At 53.1% G+C, this 20844-nt stretch carries 22 protein-coding genes; 6 read left to right on the forward strand and 16 right to left on the reverse strand.

Translation table 11 applies throughout. The features are described from left to right. Positions 1-106 precede the first annotated feature (106 nt). The 14 genes from pal to PMI41_RS20635 form a co-directional block, all read right to left on the reverse strand. Positions 107-607, reverse strand: a complete 501-nt coding sequence (pal, locus tag PMI41_RS20570) for a peptidoglycan-associated lipoprotein Pal (protein ID WP_008128081.1) — start codon at positions 605-607, stop codon at positions 107-109. A gap of 230 nt (positions 608-837) precedes the next feature. After that, a complete protein-coding gene (gene tolB, locus PMI41_RS20575) occupies positions 838-2154 on the reverse strand; it encodes a Tol-Pal system beta propeller repeat protein TolB (protein WP_008128083.1) in 1317 nt (438 codons plus the stop codon). Between the two features lie 38 nt (positions 2155-2192). Then, positions 2193-3299: a cell envelope integrity protein TolA gene (locus PMI41_RS20580; RefSeq protein ID WP_008128085.1), complete on the reverse strand. Its 1107-nt coding sequence runs from the start codon at positions 3297-3299 to the stop codon at positions 2193-2195. A 6-nt stretch (positions 3300-3305) separates the two neighbouring features. Continuing rightward, positions 3306-3755: a protein TolR gene (tolR, locus tag PMI41_RS20585; protein WP_008128087.1), complete on the reverse strand. Its 450-nt coding sequence runs from the start codon at positions 3753-3755 to the stop codon at positions 3306-3308. 39 nt (positions 3756-3794) lie between these two features. Further along, positions 3795-4502: a protein TolQ gene (gene tolQ, locus PMI41_RS20590; protein WP_008128090.1), complete on the reverse strand. Its 708-nt coding sequence runs from the start codon at positions 4500-4502 to the stop codon at positions 3795-3797. A 237-nt stretch (positions 4503-4739) separates the two neighbouring features. Continuing rightward, entirely contained in the window at positions 4740-5180 is a 441-nt protein-coding gene (gene ybgC, locus PMI41_RS20595; protein WP_008128092.1) for a tol-pal system-associated acyl-CoA thioesterase, read from the reverse strand. Beyond that, entirely contained in the window at positions 5177-6217 is a 1041-nt protein-coding gene (gene ruvB / locus PMI41_RS20600) for a Holliday junction branch migration DNA helicase RuvB (RefSeq protein WP_008128094.1), read from the reverse strand. Before ruvB ends, ybgC begins: the two co-directional genes overlap by 4 nt. Beyond that, positions 6210-6671, reverse strand: a complete 462-nt coding sequence (locus PMI41_RS20605) for a hypothetical protein (RefSeq protein WP_008128096.1) — start codon at positions 6669-6671, stop codon at positions 6210-6212. Before PMI41_RS20605 ends, ruvB begins: the two co-directional genes overlap by 8 nt. A 44-nt stretch (positions 6672-6715) precedes the next feature. Then, on the reverse strand, positions 6716-7333 hold the full coding sequence (ruvA, locus tag PMI41_RS20610) for a Holliday junction branch migration protein RuvA (RefSeq protein ID WP_008128097.1): 618 nt from the start codon (positions 7331-7333) through the stop codon (positions 6716-6718). After that, positions 7330-7857, reverse strand: a complete 528-nt coding sequence (ruvC, locus tag PMI41_RS20615; RefSeq protein ID WP_008128099.1) for a crossover junction endodeoxyribonuclease RuvC — start codon at positions 7855-7857, stop codon at positions 7330-7332. The genes ruvA and ruvC overlap by 4 nt, the downstream gene beginning before the upstream one ends. A 74-nt stretch (positions 7858-7931) precedes the next feature. Beyond that, positions 7932-8477, reverse strand: coding sequence for a DUF1465 family protein (locus PMI41_RS20620; RefSeq protein ID WP_244423983.1), 546 nt, complete (start codon positions 8475-8477; stop codon positions 7932-7934). 392 nt (positions 8478-8869) lie between these two features. Then, positions 8870-10516, reverse strand: coding sequence for an acyl-CoA synthetase (locus tag PMI41_RS20625; protein ID WP_008128103.1), 1647 nt, complete (start codon positions 10514-10516; stop codon positions 8870-8872). A 117-nt stretch (positions 10517-10633) separates the two neighbouring features. Then, positions 10634-11830, reverse strand: a complete 1197-nt coding sequence (gene opgC, locus PMI41_RS20630) for an OpgC domain-containing protein (RefSeq protein ID WP_008128105.1) — start codon at positions 11828-11830, stop codon at positions 10634-10636. Between the two features lie 135 nt (positions 11831-11965). Continuing rightward, positions 11966-12739 (reverse strand): sulfite exporter TauE/SafE family protein, encoded by a 774-nt coding sequence (locus tag PMI41_RS20635; RefSeq protein WP_008128106.1) that lies wholly within the window; start codon positions 12737-12739, stop codon positions 11966-11968. A 203-nt stretch (positions 12740-12942) separates the two neighbouring features. Between PMI41_RS20635 and PMI41_RS20640 the strand changes: the two genes are divergently transcribed. The 6 genes from PMI41_RS20640 (at position 12943) to PMI41_RS20665 (ending at position 18442) form a co-directional block, all read left to right on the forward strand. Further along, positions 12943-13599, forward strand: a complete 657-nt coding sequence (locus PMI41_RS20640; protein ID WP_008128108.1) for a thiamine phosphate synthase — start codon at positions 12943-12945, stop codon at positions 13597-13599. A 30-nt stretch (positions 13600-13629) separates the two neighbouring features. Further along, positions 13630-14688 carry a tetratricopeptide repeat protein gene (locus PMI41_RS20645; protein ID WP_040856229.1) on the forward strand — a complete coding sequence of 353 codons (1059 nt, stop codon included), beginning with the start codon at positions 13630-13632 and terminating at the stop codon, positions 14686-14688. Between the two features lie 115 nt (positions 14689-14803). Beyond that, the gene (efp, locus tag PMI41_RS20650) at positions 14804-15367 is read left to right on the forward strand and encodes an elongation factor P (protein WP_008128111.1); all 564 of its coding nucleotides are present in this window, start codon (positions 14804-14806) and stop codon (positions 15365-15367) included. Between the two features lie 73 nt (positions 15368-15440). Beyond that, positions 15441-16232 carry an inositol monophosphatase family protein gene (locus PMI41_RS20655; RefSeq protein WP_008128113.1) on the forward strand — a complete coding sequence of 264 codons (792 nt, stop codon included), beginning with the start codon at positions 15441-15443 and terminating at the stop codon, positions 16230-16232. 153 nt (positions 16233-16385) lie between these two features. Further along, complete coding sequence (locus tag PMI41_RS20660; protein WP_008128115.1) at positions 16386-17408, forward strand: MotA/TolQ/ExbB proton channel family protein; 1023 nt, start codon at positions 16386-16388, stop codon at positions 17406-17408. Between the two features lie 2 nt (positions 17409-17410). Then, positions 17411-18442, forward strand: coding sequence for a peptidoglycan -binding protein (locus PMI41_RS20665; RefSeq protein ID WP_008128116.1), 1032 nt, complete (start codon positions 17411-17413; stop codon positions 18440-18442). Here the strand turns inward: PMI41_RS20665 and PMI41_RS20670 are convergent. Both PMI41_RS20670 and PMI41_RS20675 read right to left on the reverse strand, forming a co-directional pair. Next, a complete protein-coding gene (locus PMI41_RS20670; protein WP_008128117.1) occupies positions 18439-18792 on the reverse strand; it encodes a DUF1304 domain-containing protein in 354 nt (117 codons plus the stop codon). The genes PMI41_RS20665 and PMI41_RS20670 overlap by 4 nt on opposite strands. 53 nt (positions 18793-18845) lie before the next feature. After that, entirely contained in the window at positions 18846-20657 is a 1812-nt protein-coding gene (locus tag PMI41_RS20675) for an ABC transporter transmembrane domain-containing protein (RefSeq protein WP_008128118.1), read from the reverse strand. Positions 20658-20844 lie beyond the last annotated feature (187 nt).

The raw sequence follows: 20844 nt of genomic DNA on the forward strand, positions 1-20844 counted from the left end.
CTATCTATCATGAGCAAGGCGACTTCGGCCAAATTTTGTTTCAACTTGTTATAAAACAAAAAAAGCGGCCCTAAAGCCGCTTTTTCTTGATTTCAGTTGGTTTGGCCTAGCTGCCTGCGCCACCGAGAACGGTGATTGCACGGCGATTCTGCGACCAGCATGATTCCGAATCGCAAACGGCAACCGGGCGTTCATTGCCGTAAGACAGTGTCTTGATGCGCTGTGCTGGCAAACCGCGCGATGCAAGGAAGTTGCGTGTAGCGGCTGCACGGCGCTGACCAAGGGCCAGATTGTATTCGCGAGTGCCGCGTTCGTCGGCATGACCTTCAACTGTGATGGCGTAGTTTGGATAGCGCTGCAACCACTGGGCCTGCTTCGACAGGGTCTGCTGGGCGTCGGCACGAATGACGGACGAGTCAACGTCGAAGAAAATGCGGTCACCAACGTTAACCGTGAAGTCCTGCGTCGAACCGGGCGTTGCTGCACCGGCACCGAGGCCAAGATCACCGGCACTGTTGACTGGCTTCTTCGCGCAACCAGCTATGGCGAGCGACAAGAAGAGGGCGACGAAAACTGGACTGCGGGCGATCATTTCGAAGCGGCGCATAGCCTGGACTCCTTAGGAATTGAATTTGTTTCGGTGATCAAGCAGTAACCATATTGAGGTTAAGACCAGTTCAAGAAACAGGGTTAATCCACTCTTAACATCAGGATTAACGGCGAAACTTAATGAATATGACGCATCCTTAATGTAACGAATGCGGCGGAAAAACGACATTCCCGGCGATGTTGGTAAACAACGCCGGGAATCGACTTAATTCATGGAAATGGTGCCATTTATTCGAGAAGCGGCGACCATGCCGGATCCGAAGCGAGGTTCGGCGTCTGGATTTGACGCAGGTTACGCCCAGTCAGATCAACAGTCATGAGATGCGGACTGTTTGATCCGGGAGGCATGCGGAAGAACATCAGTACGCGGCCGTTGGGTGCCCATGTCGGGCCTTCATCATGATAGCCGCTTGTCAGAATACGCTCGCCGGAACCATCGGTTTTCATGACACCGATGGAGAACTGACCGCCAGACTGTTTGGTGAACGAGATCAAGTCACCGCGCGGAGACCAGACTGGCGTGGAATAAGAACCATCGCCGAATGATATACGCTGCGGATTGGAGCCGTCTGCACCCATTTTGTAAATCTGCGGACGTCCGCCACGGTCAGATTCAAACACGACCTGCGTGCCGTCTGGCGAATAGGATGCACCAGTATCAATTGCGGACGTACTTGTAAGGCGCGTTGTTGTCCTGCTACGCAAATCCATTGCATAAACATTGGCGCTGCCATCTTCCTGCAGAAGGCTCATTACAACCTTCTGGCCATCGGGCGAGAAGCGCGGTGCAATAGTCATGCCCGGGAAGTTGCCGACAAGTTCACGCTGGCCAGTCTCGAGCTGCAGTAGATAAATCTGCGGCTTGCCACCCTCATAGGACATATAGGTGATTTCCTGACGGCTTGGAGAGAATCGCGGCGTCAGCACAAGATCCTTGCCATTCGTCAGATAACGAACGTTTGCGCCATCCTGATCCATGATTCCAAGGCGCTTGATACGCTTTTCCTTGGTACCGGATTCGTCAACAAACACGACGCGCGTGTCGAAGTAACCCTTTTCACCGGTCAGCTTCTCATAGATCGCGTCGGCGATAATATGAGCAACGCGGCGCCAGCTATCTGGAGCTGTGAAGAACTGCTGTCCTTCAAGCTGTTGGCCAGCAAATGTATCCCAAAGCCGGAACTCGGCTTTCAGCCTGCCATCGCCCTGCTTGGTAACACGACCAGTCACCAACGCCTGAGCATTGATAACTTTCCAGTCTTCGAAGCGGGGCGCCGCATCAGGATTGGAAATCTTCTCGATGAAGGCTCCCTTATCCACCGGAGCGAATAGGCCGGAGCGTTCAAGATCGGCAGCAATAACGCCCGAAATTTGTGCGCCCAGCTGATCTCCCGAAAGGAAATCCGTAATAGCGATGGGCATAGGCTCCACAACACCTCTGGTGATGTCGAGTTTAAGCTCAGCGCGAGCTGGCAAAGTTGCGATCATGGATGTTGCCATGATCAACGCAACTGCGGAGAGGAATAAACGGGATAGTTTCAGCATCAGTTCAGGGCCCTCTTTTGGCTGGCCTATGGTGAGTTTCAAGTTGCACCCGGGTAGAATGTCAGCTCGACAGTCGACCAGGTGTCATATTTGTCTTGTGGCAAGTTGAACGGCGCAGAGCGCATGACAGCACGCAGGGCACTGCTCTTGACCGCATTCAATAGTCCTGCATCCGCTCCGGTACCGCTTACCTCAGGGCTGCCATCAATCTGGCCATCCTGGGTCAGGCGAAACCGTACAACAATTTTCATGTCAGGCGACTCTTCGGCACCAACCGGTTTGTTCCAGTTGCCCTCGATGAGACCGCGCAGTGCATCCATCTCGCTCTGGCTAAGCGTACTTCCACCTGTGGTCCTGCTCGCACCCGTGGAAGCTTGATCACTCGAACGCTTCGCACCACCCGCTGAGGCTTTCTGCTTGTTAAGCAGATCGGCAACCTGATCAGCACTTCCATCCTTTTCCTTAGATGGCGTTGCAGCGGTCTGCGTTTTCGGCTTTTCAGGCGTTTCCTTCCGATCAGGCGTTTTGGCCGTCTGCGCTGGAGGAGTAGGCTTTGCCTGAGGCGTGGCGACTTTTTCGGGCAGTTTAAACTCTGGTTCGACCGGCTTTTCGGCTTGAGGCGCAGGCTCTGCCTTTGGCGTCTCTGCCGGGGCTGGCTGTGGTTTCACGTCATTGATCGCTTCTGCAACGGGGTCAGGCTTGACCTCCTGCTGCGGTGTTGGCTCTGGCTTTACCTCAGTTGCAGGCACAGGCGTTGGCTTGGGCTCTGGCTTCATTTCCGGCTTTGGTTCAGGCTGCGGATCTGGCTTGGCTACGGGCGTCTCTGAAGGCTTTGGCGCTTCTGCGGCTTCAATAGGCTTCGGCTTGGTTTCCGTCGTGGGTTTGGTTTCCACGTCCGTTTCGCTGTCACCGACATTTTGCGCATCAGGGATTGTCTGCGGTTTTTGAGTGGGCTTAGGAGCCGCCTTTTCTTTCTTCTCGGCTTTCTTTTCGCCTTTTTGCAGCTGGCTTACATCCGACACGATATCAATAGGCATCGATTCCGAATTGGCCATATCCATTGGGGTTGGCGCAGAAAACGACAACAGTCCCCAGCCGAGCAGAGCGGCGTGGATTATTGCTGAAGATGTGATGCTGCCCCGCATAATGGATCAGTTACCCTCTGGCAGGCTTACGAGACCGATATTCTTGAATCCCGAGCCGGAAATCTGCGCCATCACTTTCATGATGGTGCCGTAGTCAGCAGCCTTGTCACCCTTGACGAAAATGCGTTCCTTGTAGCCGGTCTTGGCGATTGCCTGCAGCTTGGGCACAACTTCTTCGAGCGGAATCTCGGTTTCCTGCAGATAAATCTGACCTTGCTGATTGATGGTGACGTAGATCGGATCGGCTTCACTGTTCAGCGTCTGGGCTGATGTTTCCGGCATATCAATCGGCACACCAACAGTCATCATCGGTGCGGTCACCATGAAAATGATCAGCAGCACCAGCATGACGTCAACCAGCGGCGTAACGTTGATTTCGCTCATCACGCCCTTGCTGTGGCGGCCGCGACGACGGCGACTGCCGCCTGAACCATTATTTCCTAAAGACATGCCCATGGCATCAATTCTCGCAATTGCTGTATCGGGTGCGCAGGCTTAAGTCCGCGGCAGTTTCTCATCGATTTGCCGCGATAGTATGGCAGAGAATTCGTCGGCAAAGCCCTCCATGCGTGCAGTCAACTTGCCCGCATCACTTGAAAGCTTGTTGTAGGCGATAACCGCCGGAATAGCCGCAACAAGGCCGATTGCCGTTGCCAGAAGCGCTTCGGCGATACCTGGTGCAACAACCGCAAGACTCGTGGACTTCGAACCGGCAATGCCCATGAATGATGTCATAATACCGATAACCGTACCGAAAAGGCCGATAAACGGACCTGCTGAACCGATAGTAGCGAGTGATGTCAGCCGCGCGGCCAGATAATCACTTTCGCGTGCAAGTGCTACGTCCATTGCCTTGTCGATACGCATCTGCAGGGCGATTGGTGATCGCGCGCCCTTTTCAAACGACTTCTTCCATTCGCGCATGGCAGCGATGAAGATCGCGCCCATGCCTGTTGTGCGCTTGTCGCCAAGATTGCGGTAAAGCTCCTCAAGAGATTGACCCGACCAGAAGACCTGCTCAAAGCGATCGAACGCGCGCTTGGCTCTACCAAATCCGAGACTCTTGTCGAGAATGATGCCCCAGGTCCAGATTGATGCACCAAGCAATCCCACCATCACGAGCTTGACGATAAAACCCGCCTGCCAGAACAATCCCCATAGGGAAACATCTGTATGAACGGCAACGGCTGTTAGATCTTCCATATTTATCCTCGAATCCGAAAACCCGGCTTGTTGACCGGGGCACAATCGTTTCAATCCAGATGAGCCACGTTAAAAACCGGATTTATTTCCAGTAACCTTAACGCGGCTTCTTTACGTTAATTTTGGTAAAACGAAGGCGTTAACGCCAAACGCCCCGTTTCATAGCCTTATTCATGATTTGTTATGGTTAAGGATCAGTTATGATTCACACATCTGATCGATATAAATGGCATAAACTTATGTCCGAGGATTAAAAAGCTTCACCCACTCCGCCGGAAATCTTCTCGGACGGCCTGCACTATTGATCATTGCCGCCTCGACGACAGCGGAGATAAGCAACTCCTCGCCCCGCTTGATTGACTGATGCATTTTGACTCTCGCACCCGAAATTGCTGCTGTGTGAGTCTCGACAGTCAAGATATCATCAATGCGGGCGGGCGATCTGAAGTCGATCTCCATACGGCGCACAACCCATACAAGATTTTCGCCGAGCTTGCCTTCTGCAAGCTCCGTGTGGTGCACACCAAGCAACCGGAGATAATCAGTTCGACCGCGCTCCAAAAACTCAAGATAGCGAGCGTGATAGACCACACCGGAAAAGTCCGTGTCCGCATAATAGACGCGTGCTTCAATACGATGACCATCATCTGTAAGCTCACCGGCCAGCCCGCTCATCATTCATCATCCTGGAAAAGCGCAATCTGCTGCTGAACAATGTCGGCAGGTGCGGTCAGTCCAAGGTGTTTCCAGGCATTGGCTGTCAGCACGCGGCCACGCGGCGTCCTTTGAAGGAAGCCCTGCTGGATCATGTAAGGTTCTATAATGTCTTCAATAGCGTCGCGCGGCTCTGAAAGACCTGCTGCTATGGTTTCAATTCCGACCGGGCCACCACCGAAATTATGCGCGATCATCGCAAGATAGCGACGATCCAACTGATCGAGACCAAGCTTGTCTACCTCAAGTCGCAAAAGGGCCGAATCCGCTGTTTCCCTGTCAATCTTGTCTTTACCATCGACAATGGCGAAGTCGCGCACGCGTCGCAGCAAACGCCCAGCAATGCGTGGGGTGCCGCGCGAACGCCGGGCAACTTCCAGCGCGCCGTCATCAGTCATGCCGATGCCCATGATGCGCGCGCCACGCCGCACTATATGCTCAAGCTCTTCGACAGTGTAGAAATTCAACCGCACCGGAATGCCGAAACGATCACGCAAGGGCGTTGTCAGCAAGCCGAGCCGGGTGGTTGCGGCAACAAGAGTAAATTTTGCCAGATCAATCTTTACTGATCGGGCTGCAGGCCCCTCGCCGATGATCAGGTCAAGCTGATAGTCTTCCATCGCAGGATAAAGGATTTCCTCAACGGCAGGATTCAGCCGATGGATTTCATCAATGAAAAGGACGTCATTCTCTTCAAGATTGGTTAAAAGCGCCGCCAGATCACCTGCTTTGGCAATAACCGGCCCCGAGGTTGAGCGAAAGTTGACACCAAGCTCCTTCGCCATGATCTGAGCCAAGGTTGTCTTGCCAAGGCCGGGAGGACCGACAAACAACACATGGTCGAGAGCTTCACCGCGGGTTTTTGCTGCCTCAATGAATACTTTGAGATTGGCGCGTGCAGCCGCCTGCCCGACGAAATCGGCCAAGGTTTGCGGACGCAACGACGTATCGAGGTCTTCCCCGCGTTTTTCTGGTGTAATCAGACGGCTTGCATCACTCATCAGTGCCCCCACCATATCGTGCACGTGAGGCAAGCCGATAACAGAATAATGTAGGAATAACGTGATACAAAACTGTAGTTCCAGACATTAGAGCCGTATTTGACACTGTTTCGACCGTCAGTACGGTTGGCGGATAAATAGCCCGAAAATTGGATAGAATAATTGGGACGGACGTCAAAAAACCAACCAGAGCGGCGCCCCAGCCACCCAGTCTGCCTCTAAACCACTCATATATACAGATGAGGAAACCAGCAGCCAATGCTTGAAGACCACCGATCATATAGGAAAGAAAGATAGCGAGCGGAGAGATCAGAATGAACGTATTGTCCATAAAATAGTTCATCGATTGCGCTCCAAGAACGACTTTGGCGAAGCCAACTATCATAGCAATGGCAGCAAGGCTAAAACATCCTATTGGCGGTCCAATGAAAACAAACAGGAGTATCGTTTGCATAATGACGATTCCCGATCTGTAGCGAGTGCGTGTAGCCGTTGACATCACCGCGACAGTTCTTTCAGACCAAGGCGGATCAGCTTGGCGGAGTCCGCGTCCTCGCCGGCATTTTTCAAAGCAGCGGCAATGGCGTTGGCAGCCTGATCACGCGAATAACCAAGATTAGTGAGGGCTGAAACCGCATCAGTCACAGGCGCGGGAGCTACCCCCTCGCCCAATTCCTGCTTCAGTCCGATTGTCCCCATGGCCTCGCCAGCGAAGGCAGGTGCCTTGTTCTTCAATTCCGTGACGATGCGTTCGGCGACACGTTTGCCAACGCCGGGCGCTCGCGAGACCATCGGGATATCGCGCAACGCGATTGCGTTTGCCAGATCGGATGGGGTCAATGTACCAAGCACGCTCAGGGCCACCTTCGCTCCAATGCCCTGAACACTTTGCAACAGACGAAACCATTCGCGCTCAAGCGCGGTTCCGAAGCCGAACAGCCGGATAAGATCTTCGCGAACATAGGTTTCGATCAAAAGCACGACTGCTTCACCTGCTGCCGGCAGGTTGGACAATGTCCGAATTGAGCAGAAAACGACATAACCAACACCGTGCACATCAACAATGACGTGGTCTTCCCCGATTTCGTCAACAGTACCTTTGAGTTTGCCTATCATGCCATCGCCGCCAGTTTCTGCTCTATCAGAAGGCGCCCGATTGCACTTTGCCTGTGGTGAGCATGGCAAATGGCCACGGCAATGGCATCGGCCGCATCGTCCGTATCAAATGTCGCTTTCGGCATCAAAACCTTGACCATCATGTGAATTTGCTTCTTCTCGCCATGACCCACCCCGATTACCGCCTTTTTCACGGCGTTTGGAGCGTATTCGGCAACTTTGAGTCCCGCAAGAGCCGGAACGAGAAGAGCAATCCCGCGTGCCTGCCCGAGCTTCAGCGTCGCAGTCGCATCCTTGTTGACGAAAGTGTGCTCGACTGCCGACTCGTGGGGCTGGTGGTTATGAATGACCCCTGCAAGCCCGTCGTGCAGCTGGCAAAGCCTTGAAGCAAGGTCAAGTTTGGCATCGGAAAGAACCGTTCCGGAAGCAACGAAACGCAGCGAATTACCCAAGGTCTCGATAATCCCCCAACCGGTACGGCGGAGACCGGGATCAATACCGATAATGCGAATCGCTTCTTTCATTGCCGAACCTTATCTGTGTGTCATTCATCTTGACAGCACAAAGGTGAACAAAAGAGAAACATATACCGTAAAAATCAGCGATGACCGAATGCGGTGGCCAGTAGGCTGATCTGATCCGAAACAGGATTGGTCGACATGAAGCGGTCATGTTCAATGCCCGCGCCGTCATTATAGATTTCATCATCCATCTGGCGGACGCGGGCCTGCAGTCGCAGCGAGCGATGGACTATATCGCAATAGGAAAGCGATATCTCGTTCCATCCCTCGACAGTGTCCGGAGCGGAATCCGTATCAAGCCTTACCTTGGCTTTTTCCGACATCACCTGTTCAAGCGTCATTTCGCCGCTGCGGGAAGCTCTCTGCAGCAAAAGCCAAGATGCAACCTGCATCAACCGGGTTGTGAGGCGCATCGATTCGGCAGCATACAGCGTCGCCGCAACCCTTGAGAGTTGACGCGCCGCCTCACGCCCCTCACCATCCAGGTAAGAGGCTGCTTCCTCGACGAGGCTCATGCCTTCATCATATATGTGATTGAAACTTTCGGAGCGAACCATCCGGTCCGCAAGCCGGATAGTGTTGTCTGCCTTGAATTCCTGTTCACCCATCATATGCCCTGTCATCTAAAATATGCGCTGCCGCAATCCGCAATTTCGTCAAAGCAGTGGCCCCTTACTGAAGGAGGAGCCGGAACAGCACAACGGCCGGCGGGCAGTATTCCCCCGCAACCTGCCCGTATGTGCACAGTGACGCAAGTTTATCCTTAATAAAGGGTTAACGGCAGAGCGATCGGCAACTATCGGGAAGATATAAACATAAAAAAAGAGCCGCAAAAACGAGGCGGCTCTCAGGAGTCTAACAGGGAGGCGTCAAACAAAGTGGCCAAACCACTTGGTAAGAATCCAGAAAACTGGATGACTTATTTATAGATTGTAATGCTTAACGAATGGTTAACTTGGATAAATCGAGACAATATTGCCTAAAAAGCCACCAATATTGCATTGTCCTTCCATCTTTACCCTCGATTTTCTCGCGCTCTTTTGCGCAACTCGAACTTCTGGATTTTCCCGGTGGATGTCTTGGGTATTTCCTCGAACACCACGTGCCTCGGACATTTGAAACCCGCAAGCAGGCCTCGGCAATGAGCAATCAGTTCGTCAGCAGTGGCAACATATCCCTGTTTCATCTCAACGAAGGCCATGGGTGTCTCTCCCCATTTATCGTCCAGACAGGCCACAACCGCACAGGCGCTTACACCTGGAAACTTGTAAAGAGCATCTTCAACTTCAATTGACGAAATGTTCTCTCCGCCAGAGATGATAATATCCTTCGAACGGTCCTTTAGCTGGATATAGCCATCGGGATACATGACACCCAGATCACCCGAATGGAACCAGCCACCCGCAAAAGCTTCATCGCTCGCCTGCCGGTTTTTAAGGTAGCCTTTCATGACTATGTTGCCACGAAACATGACTTCGCCAATCGTTTCCCCATCCGGCGGCACCGGGTTCATGGTTTCCGGATCAAGCACCGCCAATCCTTCCAGCGGCGTATAGCGAACACCTTGCCGTGCCTTGCGCGCAGCCTTGGAGGACGATTCCAGTTCATTCCATTCATCCTGCCATTCATTCACCACGGCAGGTCCATAGGTCTCCGTCAGCCCGTATAGATGCGTGACTTCAAAACCTGCTTCCGCCATCCCTGCCAATATTGATTCAGGTGGAGACGCTGCTGCAGTATTGAACGACACGGTCTGGGGAAATGTGCGTTTCTCTCGCTCGCCAGCATTTATCAGTGTCGACATCACGATGGGTGCGCCGCAAAGATGCGTTACACCATGATCGGCAATCGCATCATAGATTGGTTTTGCCCTCACCCAACGCAGACAAACATGCGTCCCGAATTGCAAAGCCAATGTCCACGGAAAGCACCAGCCATTGCAATGAAACATCGGCAACGTCCAGAGGTAAACCGGATAACGCCCAAGCCCTGACGCGACGATATTGCCATATCCCATCAATGCAGCACCGCGATGATGGTAGACCACTCCCTTGGGATTGCCGGTCGTGCCGGATGTATAGTTCAGTGTTATCGCATCCCACTCATCATCAGGCATTGACCAGGCATATTCCGGATCGCCGCTTTGTAAGAAAGCCTCATAGTCAAGTTCACCGATACGCGGTCCCTGCTCATGCGGCGCGTCATCAGGATACTCGGCATCCACAAAATCAATAATGAGTGGCTTCACCTTCGCCAATTTGAGCGCCTCGCTGAATACCTTTGAAAATTCGGTATCCACAATCGCGATTTTGGTCTCCGCATGATCTAACTGGAAGGCAATAATGGCAGCGTCCAGCCGTGTATTGAGTGAATGCAGCACTGCCTTTGTCATGGGAACACCGAAATGCGCCTCCAGCATTGGTGGTGTATTCGAAAGCATGACAGTGACGGTATCGCCTTTGCCTATTCCCCTGGCGGCAAGCGCCGAGGCCAACTGGCGTGTCCTGCGATAGAAATGTTCGTAATCTGTGCGCTGGGAACCATGGATGATGGCAGTTCTGGTCGGATAAACCCGCGCGGCACGCTCCAGATAGGTAAGCGGCGTCAATGGTTGGTGGTTTGCCGGGTTTCGGTCCAGATCCTGCTCAAAAATACTACCCATCCAACACGCCTCCCCTATTATCAAGCGAGCTTAGCTTAGGTTTGTCAGTGGCGGCTAGTTGATTCTTGGATTGAAAAAAATCGCCCGCAGAAACACGATTCCACGGGCGATCTGATTTCAGGACATGACTGCCCTTGTGGCAGGCTTCAAAGTATTTCCGGCAATCGACTTGCTGACCAGGACAGGCTTTGCAGGTGCTGCTTTTTGAACCGGACGACCACCCCAACCGATGCGCGGCAGCCACTCCAGATAATAGGCCAGAGCAAACTGAGCCATGATGCCGCTTGCAACAAGCAGCGTATCATCCAGCAGGCCGCCCGGGTTCATCACTTTTACAACCTGAGCAACCATAGCGAGGATAGTTCCCGCGACGAACACAGGCAGCGAATGCTTGCCGAGAATTGCCAAAGGATGATCCTGTGACGTACGCGCCAGGTTGGAAATTGCAGGCACCGAGACGATAACATAGGCCAGTGCCAGAACATGAGCCAAACGGGTCAACGACAGGAACGTCTTGTCAAATCCGGTCACCACCATTGGCAGACCAAGCGACGTATCAACGCCCCAAAGCGGCCAACGCACCCAGACCAGTGCAATCAGGATATAAGCCACTGACAGGCCGAACAGATATTTGTTGAAAGCGATGGCGCCCCCGCGACGTACATGCATCACGCCAGCAATACCGATAACGAAAAGGAACTGCCATGATAGTGGGTTAAGAAACCAAACGCCGTCAGTCGGGTAGTTCGGTGGCGCAATCTGATAGACGCCGGATACGAGCCACAATACACCGGAGACACCAACCATGGCACTCAGGCTGTAGCTGCCAATCAAGAGAAAGAGCGGCAGCATCAACAGCAGGACTCCGTACATGGAAAGAATATTGTTGTATCCAAGCTGATGGCCCATTGTCGCAAGGCCAATCAAGGCTTTTGCGGGTTGATCCATCAAAGGGCCGATATTGATAAACGACATGAAATCCGGGCGTTTGAGGTAAAGCCCCGCAGCACAGAATATCGTCAGCGTAGCAACAGTGGTCAGGATGTGGGTGCTGTAGAGCGTAGCTGCACGCCGCCATGCCTTTAAGGTCATAAGGAGACGATTGCCCTGCTCAAATTTGGAGCCATAAGCCAAACCCACCGCAATGCCGGAAATCAGCACGAATGCTTCTGCCGAATCGGAAAAGCCCAGATTTTTATGGGTCAGGTGTTCGAAAATCGTACCCGGAATGTGGTTGATGAAAATGGTCAGCAGCGCCAAAGCCCGGAAAACATCAATGCGGGTATCCCGCTGCTTGATTTGGGTTTGTGTCATGAAGTTCACCATTTCCTGTCAATGCTATGCAAGCAGTGCGTTCCCGGCCTCGTTGGGAGCGACTCATTTGGGGCAGTTGTGATTTGATAATGTTTACCTAGGGCAAAAGTTGCGGCGATGCCGATCAACTTTGGTTCAAGAATATAACAACGCGACAATTCCGTCGTAAGTCAGCTTCAGGCCCATCAGCAAAATCATGCCGTACATGAAGGGGTAAAATATCTCTGGCCGCATGCGTTTCACGATCCAGGCGCCCGCAAAAGTAGCGAGTGGCGCAAGTGGCATGAGCACCGCAGAAGCTTGCAGATTCGTTGTGTCGAACTGCCCCAGAGCAAAATATGGAATGACTTTTACCGCATTGACCACCGCAAAAAATATGACGCTTGTTCCATTATAGACCTTGGGGTCCTGACGCAGAGGCAGGGCATAAACCTGGTAGGGTGGCCCGCCTGCGTGGGCGACAAAACTTGTGAACCCGGCTATCGCTGACCAGAAGGTGGCCGATACCACATTGTGAGGTTGCGCCTTGGCGCGCCTTTCTGCACTGGCAGATATATACCGTGCAAAGAAGATGATCGCGACCAGCCCGACGATGAGCTTCACCATATCGTCGGTAACAAAAGAGGCAGTCAGCCAGCCGATACCGATGCCAAGCAAAGCGCCGGGCAGCATCAGCTTGAGTGTTGTTGGATCGCGGTGCCCCCGCCATGTCCAAAGGCTGGCCACATCCATTATGATCAATATAGGAAGCATGATTGCAGCGGCCTGAACGGGCGGCATGACCAATGCCATAAGCGGCACGCCAACTTGTCCCATCGCGCCGCCGAGACCACCTTTCGACAGTCCGATAAGGATGGTAGCTGGCACGGCAGCAGCATAGAACCAAGGGTTCATCAAAAGATCGGACATGGCAGGAAGACCTGTAAGGAGGAGACTTTCGTCTTAATCCTGATCGAAGCAATTGAGAAACGCTTTCTCAGGAAAATCACCAGAAAATCTCATATCGCCTTTTCAGATAGTTCAGGGGGGCCTGTTCAAAGCAGCCCCCATCCTTTATGCCCGAATTCGATCATGATTTAACAGTTAAAGAAGAACGATAGTCAGGGTTACAAATGAACAGCGAACCTACTCCCCAACGTTGCCGTATCGTTCTGGTTGCACCCAATGCAGCGAGCGCCGATGAAACTATAGCGAAACTTGGCGCTGCACTGGCCGGTGGCGACGTGGCGTCCGTACTATTGCCGCCCTACGAAATGGATGAAACATCGTTCCAGAATTTAGCTGAAGTTGCGGTCCCGCTCATTCAAAACTCTGGCGCTGCGGCGATTATCGTTGGCAACACGCAGATTGCGGGACGCGTCAAGGCTGATGGTTTGCACTTTGAAGGACCAACTGCCGAATTGGCAGAGAATGTTCAGAGGCTTTCTCCAAAGCTGATCGTTGGAACCGGCAACATTAAAAACCGGCACACTGCGCTGGAAATTGGCGAAGCAATGCCGGATTATGTGCTGTTCGGCAAAATCGGTGCGGATAACAAGCCAGAGGCGCATCCGCGTAATATTGATTTGGCTGATTGGTGGGCATCCATGGTGGAAATCCCTTGCATCATTCAAGGTGGAAACACGCTCGAGAGCATTCCGGATGCAGTCATAACCCGTGCGGAATTCATTGCCTTGGGTGCAGCAATATTTGATAACGCCGATCCTGCCGCCGCGATCAAGGAGGCAAACCGCCTGCTTGATGAACATGCTCCGGCATTTGAAGACTGAAAGAAAGCGAAGCAGGACTGACTGATGCAATTGAAGCGTGTTGCTCTCCTTATTCCGGTCTTGGCAATGACGGTAATGCCGGCATCGCTTGGTTTTGCCCAACAGGCCGACACGCCGCCGACCGCAACAAGCCCTGCTCCCAAGCAAACGGACCCAGCGCCAGCACCTCTTCAATCGCCCGACACCACACCGAAACAGGATAAGCCAAAACCCTTGGGCGCACCTGTGAGCGACCCGATCAACCCCACGCGCTTTGGCAAAGGCGCGGAGGACGAAGCTTTTGGTGCCTATCAGCGTGGGCTTTATAAAACTGCGTATAATTTAGCGCTGCCTCGCGCCGAAGCTGGCGATGCAACAGCTCAAGTACTCGTTGCCGACATTCTCGCCCGAGGTCTGGGTGTACCTGCCAGCTTGGCAGAATCGGCGAAATGGTACGAAAAAGCGGCTAATTCGGGAGCACCGGAAGCGCAGTTCCGGTATGCCGGCATCCTGCTGGAAGGCAAATATGCGACCAAAGATCCTGTCAAAGCCAAGGAACTGATGAAGGCAGCTGCCGATTCGGGCAATGCGGCAGCACAGTTTAATCTCGGCCAAATTCTCATGCAGGAACATCCCGGTGAGATCGGTCTGGATAATGCATATCCATGGTTCTTGCAGGCGGCTGAAAAGGGACTTCCTGATGGCGAATATGCTGTCAGTCAGATTCTGGCCAACGGTACAGTCAAGATTAAACGCGACGAGTCCACAGCGCGCCAGTATCTCATAAAGGCAGCCATAAAAGGCTATGATACTGCCCAGATGGACCTTGGGACATGGCTGGTTGAAGGCCGCGGCGGCAAGCGTGATTACAAATCGGGATTTGGCTGGATGCTGCGTGCCGCTGTGGGTGGCAATATTGCCGCTCAGGCGAGGCTTGCAAAACTCTATCGCGATGGCTTGGGTGTAGAAGGTGACAGCATCAAAGCAGCTGCTTGGTATATTGTGGCAAGGCGCGCCGGACTGAATGATCCCGATCTGAATTCTTTCATGGACGGACTGGATGACGATCAGATGAAAGCAGCCATTACCGAGGCAAACAAGCTTCGTTAGCTGCTGTTTTTGCGCTTTCACTTGCCTATTGCGCGAATTTGTGGTCTTGGAGCGCCATTATTGGACGCCGCTTTTCATGTAGGCGCCAACTCTCAACTTCAATCCGGATAGACAAATGAAAATCAACGGTAATGAAATCCGTCCTGGCAATGTGATTGAACATGATGGCGGACTCTGGGTCGCAGTCCGCACCAACCATGTCAAACCCGGCAAAGGTGGCGCTTACAATCAGGTGGAACTGAAAAACCTTATCAACGGCACAAAGCTGAATGAGCGTTTCCGCTCCGCTGAGACTGTTGAAAAAGTTCGCCTTGAGCAAAAGGACTTTTCCTTCCTCTACGAACAGGGTGAAGCGCTGGTTTTCATGGATACTGCCAGTTACGAGCAACTCGAGCTGCAGAAAGATTTCGTCGGTGATCGTGCTGCATTCCTGCAGGACGGCATGATGGTTACCGTTGAGCTTTACGACGAACGTCCAATCGGTATTTCCCTCCCGGATTATGTAACTTTGGAGATCACCGAAGCTGATCCTGTCGTGAAGGGTCAGACGGCTGCATCGTCCTACAAGCCTGCCGTTCTTGAAAATGGTATTCGTGTTCTGGTGCCGCCATTCATTTCGGCTGGTGAACGTATCATCGTCGATACCAATGAACTCACCTATGTTCGCCGGGCTGATTAAAACCGGTCATAAGCGGCAACACAGTCAAAGCGTGTTGCCGCTCTGATTTTATACTACGGAGAAAGTAAGTCGAATGGCGCGTTCAGCGATACTCAATGTGATGGTTCAGGCTGCCATGAAGGCAGGCCGCTCGCTCGCTCGTGATTTTGGCGAAGTACAGAACCTGCAGGTGTCCCTCAAGGGTCCAGGCGATTATGTCAGCCAAGCTGACAAGAAGGCCGAAGAAATCATCTTTGCGGAGCTCAAGCGCGCGCGCCCGGATTACAGCTTTCTCATGGAAGAGTCCGGCGCAATCGAAGGCAACGACGGACAGCATCGTTGGCTGGTTGATCCACTCGACGGCACCACTAATTTTCTGCACGGCATTCCGATGTTCGCGGTTTCCATCGCGCTTGAACGTCAGGGCCAGATCGTTGCAGGCGTCATCTTCAACCCCGCCATGGACGAACTTTACACGGCTGAACGCGGCGGCGGAGCATTCCTCAACGATCGCCGCCTGCGCGTTTCGGGACGCACAAAGCTCGTAGACTCCATTATCGGTACGGGTGTTCCGCATCTGGGTCGTGGTGATCATGGTAATTACCTCCTGCAGCTGCGCAATATCATGGGTGAAGTTTCGGGCGTTCGCCGTATGGGCGCTGCTGCGCTGGATCTGGCCTATGTTGCCGCTGGACGCTTTGACGGCTTCTGGGAAGATGGCCTCAACCCTTGGGACATTGGCGCGGGCATCATCATGATCCGCGAGGCAGGTGGATACGTGACTGATCTCAATGGCGGCCAGGATGTCGTCGAGAGCAAAGCTATTGTTGCCGGTAACGAAGCAGTCCAAAAGGCGCTTGTAAAGGCACTTAAGAAGCCAGTTTGATCTCTGCTGCTCTTTAGGCCTTACGATTGGAATTATTGTCCCATCGTTACCTTATTGCGTCTTTCATTTGCAGCATATTTTCGGCTAGGGTTCGCAGAAATCGATTTGGCCGGCGTTTAACCGCGCGGCCGACCGAACTGCGGAGACGATGCCATGGCTGATTTCAGTTCGACCCGCCAAGGTCTGGACCATGATGATTACGATCCTTACCGGCTTTCCAGCCCAAGGTTCGTACTCCTTTCCATGGCGATATTTCTGGTGATCGTCGCTTTTCTCGGAGCCATTCTTTTTCGTCAGATATCCGGATTCTTCACCACAAACCCCGGACTGAACGGCCTGATTATTGGTGTGCTGATCGTCGGCATCCTTCTTGGCTTTGGTCAGGTCATTCGTCTGTTTCCTGAAGTAAAATGGGTCAATTCCTTCCGGAAGGGCAACAACGACCCGGACGCAAGGCCTGTCATGCTGGCGCCCATGCGTGCGCTGATCGGGCGACGGCAATCTATGGCCCTCTCCACAAGTGCCATGAGCTCAATGCTCGATTCCATTGCTGCACGCCTGGATGAGACACGCGATATTTCCCGTTATCTCATAGGCCTGCTCGTGTTTCTTGGTCTGCTTGGTACATTTTGGGGTTTGCTGGAAACCATCGGTTCGATCGGCACAACCATCCAATCGCTTGACCCCCGCGTTGGTGACGCAAACAGTGTTCTGGATTCTTTGAAGGCGGGGCTAGAATCACCGCTTCGCGGCATGGGTACTGCTTTTTCGTCATCCCTGTTCGGACTTTCCGGATCACTGATCCTTGGCTTCCTCGACCTTCAGGCAGGGCGGGCCCAAAACCGTTTTTATACGGAGCTTGAAAACTGGCTCTCCAGCGTTACTGACCTTGGGTCTGATCTTCACGCAATTGACGCTGCCAACAGCGGTACATCTGATGAGTTACGCGTTCTATCCGAGCGTTTGCAGAATATTCAGGAGACAGGCGGTTCAAGCCAACGGACAACAGCAGCCTTGGCCAGCCTTGCCGAGGGCATCCAAGGACTTGTCAAGAATATGCGAGCAGAGCAGCAGATCATGCGTGACTGGGTGGAAAAGCAGGCTGACGAGCAAAAGGCCATTCGCAAGACGCTTGATAAGCTCGGCGATTCTATCGAACGCAACAAGGCAAACTGACCATGGGTCTGGGTCGCAAGCGCCGTCCTATCCGTCATGTCGATTATTGGCCAGGCTTCGTTGATGCGCTGTCGACGCTGCTCCTGTCGATCATGTTCCTTTTGTCGGTGTTTGTACTTGCCCAGTTTCTTCTCAGTCAGGAAATAACCGGCAAGGATGCCGTTCTCAACCGGCTCAACTCGCAGATCAATGAACTTACACAGCTCCTTTCCCTCGAGCAGGGCAATAAGCAGGACCTCGAAGATACCATCGCCAATCTGCAAGCTTCCTTGACCAATGCCCAAAGTGAGCAATCGCGTTTGCAATCATTGCTGTCTCAAGGCGCTGGCGCAGGTGCGGCGGCTGAAGGCAAGATAAGCGAGCTATCCACCGGCCTTGAAAACGAGAAGCAGATTAGTGCCCGGGCCTTGTCCCAGGTGGAATTGCTGAATCAGCAAATTTCTGCTTTGCGCAGGCAGATCGGCGCGCTTGAAGAAGCATTGAATGCCTCTGAGTCGCGGGACAAGGAATCCAATGCCAAGATCGCCGATCTCGGCAAGCGGTTGAACGTAGCCTTGGCACAACGTGTGCAGGAATTGAATCGCTATCGGTCTGACTTCTTCGGACGCCTGCGCGAAATTCTTTCAGACCGCGAGAATATCCGCATCGTTGGCGACCGTTTTGTCTTCCAGTCCGAAGTGCTGTTTCCGTCAGGTGCGGCGGTCTTGAATCCGGCTGGTTCTGAGGAAATGAAGAAGCTGGCGCTGGCGTTGATTGATCTGCAAAAAGAAATCCCGGACGATATCAATTGGGTTTTGCGCGTTGATGGTCACACGGACGATATCGCCTTATCCGGCACAGGCCAGTTCAAGGATAACTGGGAGCTTTCATCAGCGCGTGCAATTTCCGTTGTGAAATTCTTGATCGCAAATGGCGTTCCGGCAAACAGGCTCGTCGCCGCAGGCTTCGGCGAGTTTCAACCCCTGGAACCCGGCGAAACTCCCGAGGTTCGCGCAAGAAATCGCCGCATCGAGTTGAAACTGACCGAACGCTAAATTCCGTAAAGTGTAGCAATCAACGCAAGTAGTGCCGGGAAAGCCTGTACGTAGAGGATTTTCCGGCCGACTGTTGCAGCGCCAAACATCCCTGCCACCAGCACACAGCCGAGGAAGAACACTTTGATGGCGAAACCTCCTTCGCCCAGCCACAGGCCCCAAACCAGACCAGCAACCAGAAAACCGTTGTAAAGGCCCTGGTTCATAGCCAGTGTTTTAGAAGCGGTCGCGAACTCCTGCGTTAGCCGGAATGTTTTCAGGCCTTGGGGTTTGTCCCAAACAACCATTTCCAGATACATGAAATAGACGTGGAGCAGTGCAACCAGCCCCGTCAAAATATTTGCAATCATCCTGATTCCCCCACACGCAATCCAACCAGAACACCTTCAGGCAAAGATGGCAACTATTCAGCAGCGCCTCTGAAGGCATCGGCCCCCGCCTCAAACTGCAGTTTCGCGAGATGAGCGTAAATCCCATTTTTCTTGACAAGCACCTGGTGGGTACCCTCTTCGACAATCCGCCCATTCTCCATGACCAGAATGCGATCCGCTTTCAGAACTGTTGCAAGTCTATGGGCGATAACCAGAGTCGTTCGCCCTTCCATCAAATGATCGAGAGCTTTCTGCACCAGCATCTCGCTTTCGGCATCAAGGGCTGAAGTTGCCTCGTCGAGCAGCAATATTGGCGCATTCCGCAATATAGCGCGAGCAATCGCAACGCGTTGACGCTGCCCACCCGAAAGCGTTACGCCACGCTCGCCAACCTGCGTTTCGTAGCCTTGGTCTAGCGCACTGATGAAATCATGCGCCAATGCGGCCTTGGCTGCAGCTTCGATGTCGGCATTGCTGGCACCAGGACGACCAAACCCGATATTCTCGCTTACCGTTGCAGCAAAAATAGTGGTGTCCTGCGGGACTATTGCAATCCGTGCGCGCAGATCTGCCGGATCAACATTCCGGATATCGATGCCATCAACATTAATGCTGCCTGAGGCCGGATCATAATAGCGCAACAACAAAGAGAAGACAGTACTCTTCCCTGCGCCTGACGGGCCAACTATAGCGACTGTTTCACCGGGATTGACCGTAAAGTTCAGCCCTCGTAATGCCGGTGCATCAGGGCGGGCAGGATAATTGAATTGCACCTGATCAAAATCGACTGACCCGACAGGCGGCTGCGGTAGGGCTACAGGGTTTGCCGGGGCTGCAATAGCCGGTTCCTCGTTGAGAATTTCTGTCAGCCGCTCGGCAGCACCGGATGCTTGCGAGAGTTCGCCCCATACCTCGGAAAGCGCGCCCAATGCACCTGCTGCAAAAACCGAGTAAAGCAGGAACTGTCCCAATGTACCCGGCGTCATGACGCCGGAAAGCACATCGCGCGAACCGAACCAAAGCACGGCGACAACACTGGAAAAAATCATGAAAATCGCAAAGGCTGTAAGAAAAGCCCGGGCTTTCACAGATGCGCGTGCTGCCAGAAATGCATCTTCCACGGCACCGCCAAAGCGCGACGTCGCCAACTTCTCATTGGTAAAGGCCTGTAATGTGCGCACTGAAACGATGGACTCGCTTGCATAGGCAGTTGCATCGGCAAGCGTATCCTGCGCTCTACGAGAGCGCCTGCGTACGGATCGGCCAAAGGCGACCAATGGTATGATGATGACCGGAATTGCCGCAATCACCAGACTGGAAAGTTTCAGGCTTGTAATCACCATCATGAAGATAGCGCCGAGTGCCAGTATCAAATTCCTCAAGGCTATGGATGCCGTTGCCCCAACGGCAGATTTTATCTGTGTCGTATCGGCTGTGAGGCGCGAAACAATTTCACCGGATTGCGTGCCATCAAAGAATGCCGGCGAAAGCTTGGTCAGATGTGCAAATACGTCGCGGCGCAGATCGGATATAATCCGTTCACCCAGTGTAATGACAAAATAGTATCGTCCCGCCGACGCAACAGCCAGCAATGCAGCGAGCAGTACGAGCATTCCGAAGTAATTATCGATGAACGCTCCGTTCGCGCCGGTGAACCCATGGTCGATCATTCGCCTTACCGCCAGCGGCAAAGTCAATGTTGTTACCGCCGCCAATATCAGGGACACAAGCGCACCTGCCAGCATGCCTTTATAGCGGGACATATAGGGGAAGATACGGCTCAGCGGTTTCAGCGAGCGGCGCTTTCTCTCTGTCTCTAGGCGAGATTGAGCCGAATCGGCCATTAATCAATATCCTCACATCGCTTTCGCGACTTTGCAGCCAGACGGCCTTGTTATTGCTTGAAGGCTGATGTATAGGCTCGCCAACAGTTTTGGAAGCCCCAACCGTCTGCAGTCCCTGTGGCGTTTGGCTTCATCTTTAACAATCGGCTTCCGACCGGAACCACCACAACGATAGTGGCTCCAGTTT

The sequence above is a fragment of the Phyllobacterium sp. YR531 genome, from assembly GCF_000282595.1.
Classification (GTDB): Bacteria; Pseudomonadota; Alphaproteobacteria; order Rhizobiales; family Rhizobiaceae; genus Phyllobacterium.

Coding starts and splice junctions, on each gene's coding strand:
- pal (WP_008128081.1), bottom strand. CDS start 607: ATGCGCCGCTTCGAAATGATCGCCCGCAGTCCAGTTTTCGTCGCCCTC.
- tolB (WP_008128083.1), bottom strand. CDS start 2,154: ATGCTGAAACTATCCCGTTTATTCCTCTCCGCAGTTGCGTTGATCATG.
- PMI41_RS20580 (WP_008128085.1), bottom strand. CDS start 3,299: ATGCGGGGCAGCATCACATCTTCAGCAATAATCCACGCCGCTCTGCTC.
- tolR (WP_008128087.1), bottom strand. CDS start 3,755: ATGGGCATGTCTTTAGGAAATAATGGTTCAGGCGGCAGTCGCCGTCGT.
- tolQ (WP_008128090.1), bottom strand. CDS start 4,502: ATGGAAGATCTAACAGCCGTTGCCGTTCATACAGATGTTTCCCTATGG.
- ybgC (WP_008128092.1), bottom strand. CDS start 5,180: ATGATGAGCGGGCTGGCCGGTGAGCTTACAGATGATGGTCATCGTATT.
- ruvB (WP_008128094.1), bottom strand. CDS start 6,217: ATGAGTGATGCAAGCCGTCTGATTACACCAGAAAAACGCGGGGAAGAC.
- PMI41_RS20605 (WP_008128096.1), bottom strand. CDS start 6,671: ATGCAAACGATACTCCTGTTTGTTTTCATTGGACCGCCAATAGGATGT.
- ruvA (WP_008128097.1), bottom strand. CDS start 7,333: ATGATAGGCAAACTCAAAGGTACTGTTGACGAAATCGGGGAAGACCAC.
- ruvC (WP_008128099.1), bottom strand. CDS start 7,857: ATGAAAGAAGCGATTCGCATTATCGGTATTGATCCCGGTCTCCGCCGT.
- PMI41_RS20620 (WP_244423983.1), bottom strand. CDS start 8,477: ATGACAGGGCATATGATGGGTGAACAGGAATTCAAGGCAGACAACACT.
- PMI41_RS20625 (WP_008128103.1), bottom strand. CDS start 10,516: ATGGGTAGTATTTTTGAGCAGGATCTGGACCGAAACCCGGCAAACCAC.
- opgC (WP_008128105.1), bottom strand. CDS start 11,830: ATGACACAAACCCAAATCAAGCAGCGGGATACCCGCATTGATGTTTTC.
- PMI41_RS20635 (WP_008128106.1), bottom strand. CDS start 12,739: ATGTCCGATCTTTTGATGAACCCTTGGTTCTATGCTGCTGCCGTGCCA.
- PMI41_RS20640 (WP_008128108.1), top strand. CDS start 12,943: ATGAACAGCGAACCTACTCCCCAACGTTGCCGTATCGTTCTGGTTGCA.
- efp (WP_008128111.1), top strand. CDS start 14,804: ATGAAAATCAACGGTAATGAAATCCGTCCTGGCAATGTGATTGAACAT.
- PMI41_RS20655 (WP_008128113.1), top strand. CDS start 15,441: ATGGCGCGTTCAGCGATACTCAATGTGATGGTTCAGGCTGCCATGAAG.
- PMI41_RS20660 (WP_008128115.1), top strand. CDS start 16,386: ATGGCTGATTTCAGTTCGACCCGCCAAGGTCTGGACCATGATGATTAC.
- PMI41_RS20665 (WP_008128116.1), top strand. CDS start 17,411: ATGGGTCTGGGTCGCAAGCGCCGTCCTATCCGTCATGTCGATTATTGG.
- PMI41_RS20670 (WP_008128117.1), bottom strand. CDS start 18,792: ATGATTGCAAATATTTTGACGGGGCTGGTTGCACTGCTCCACGTCTAT.
- PMI41_RS20675 (WP_008128118.1), bottom strand. CDS start 20,657: ATGGCCGATTCGGCTCAATCTCGCCTAGAGACAGAGAGAAAGCGCCGC.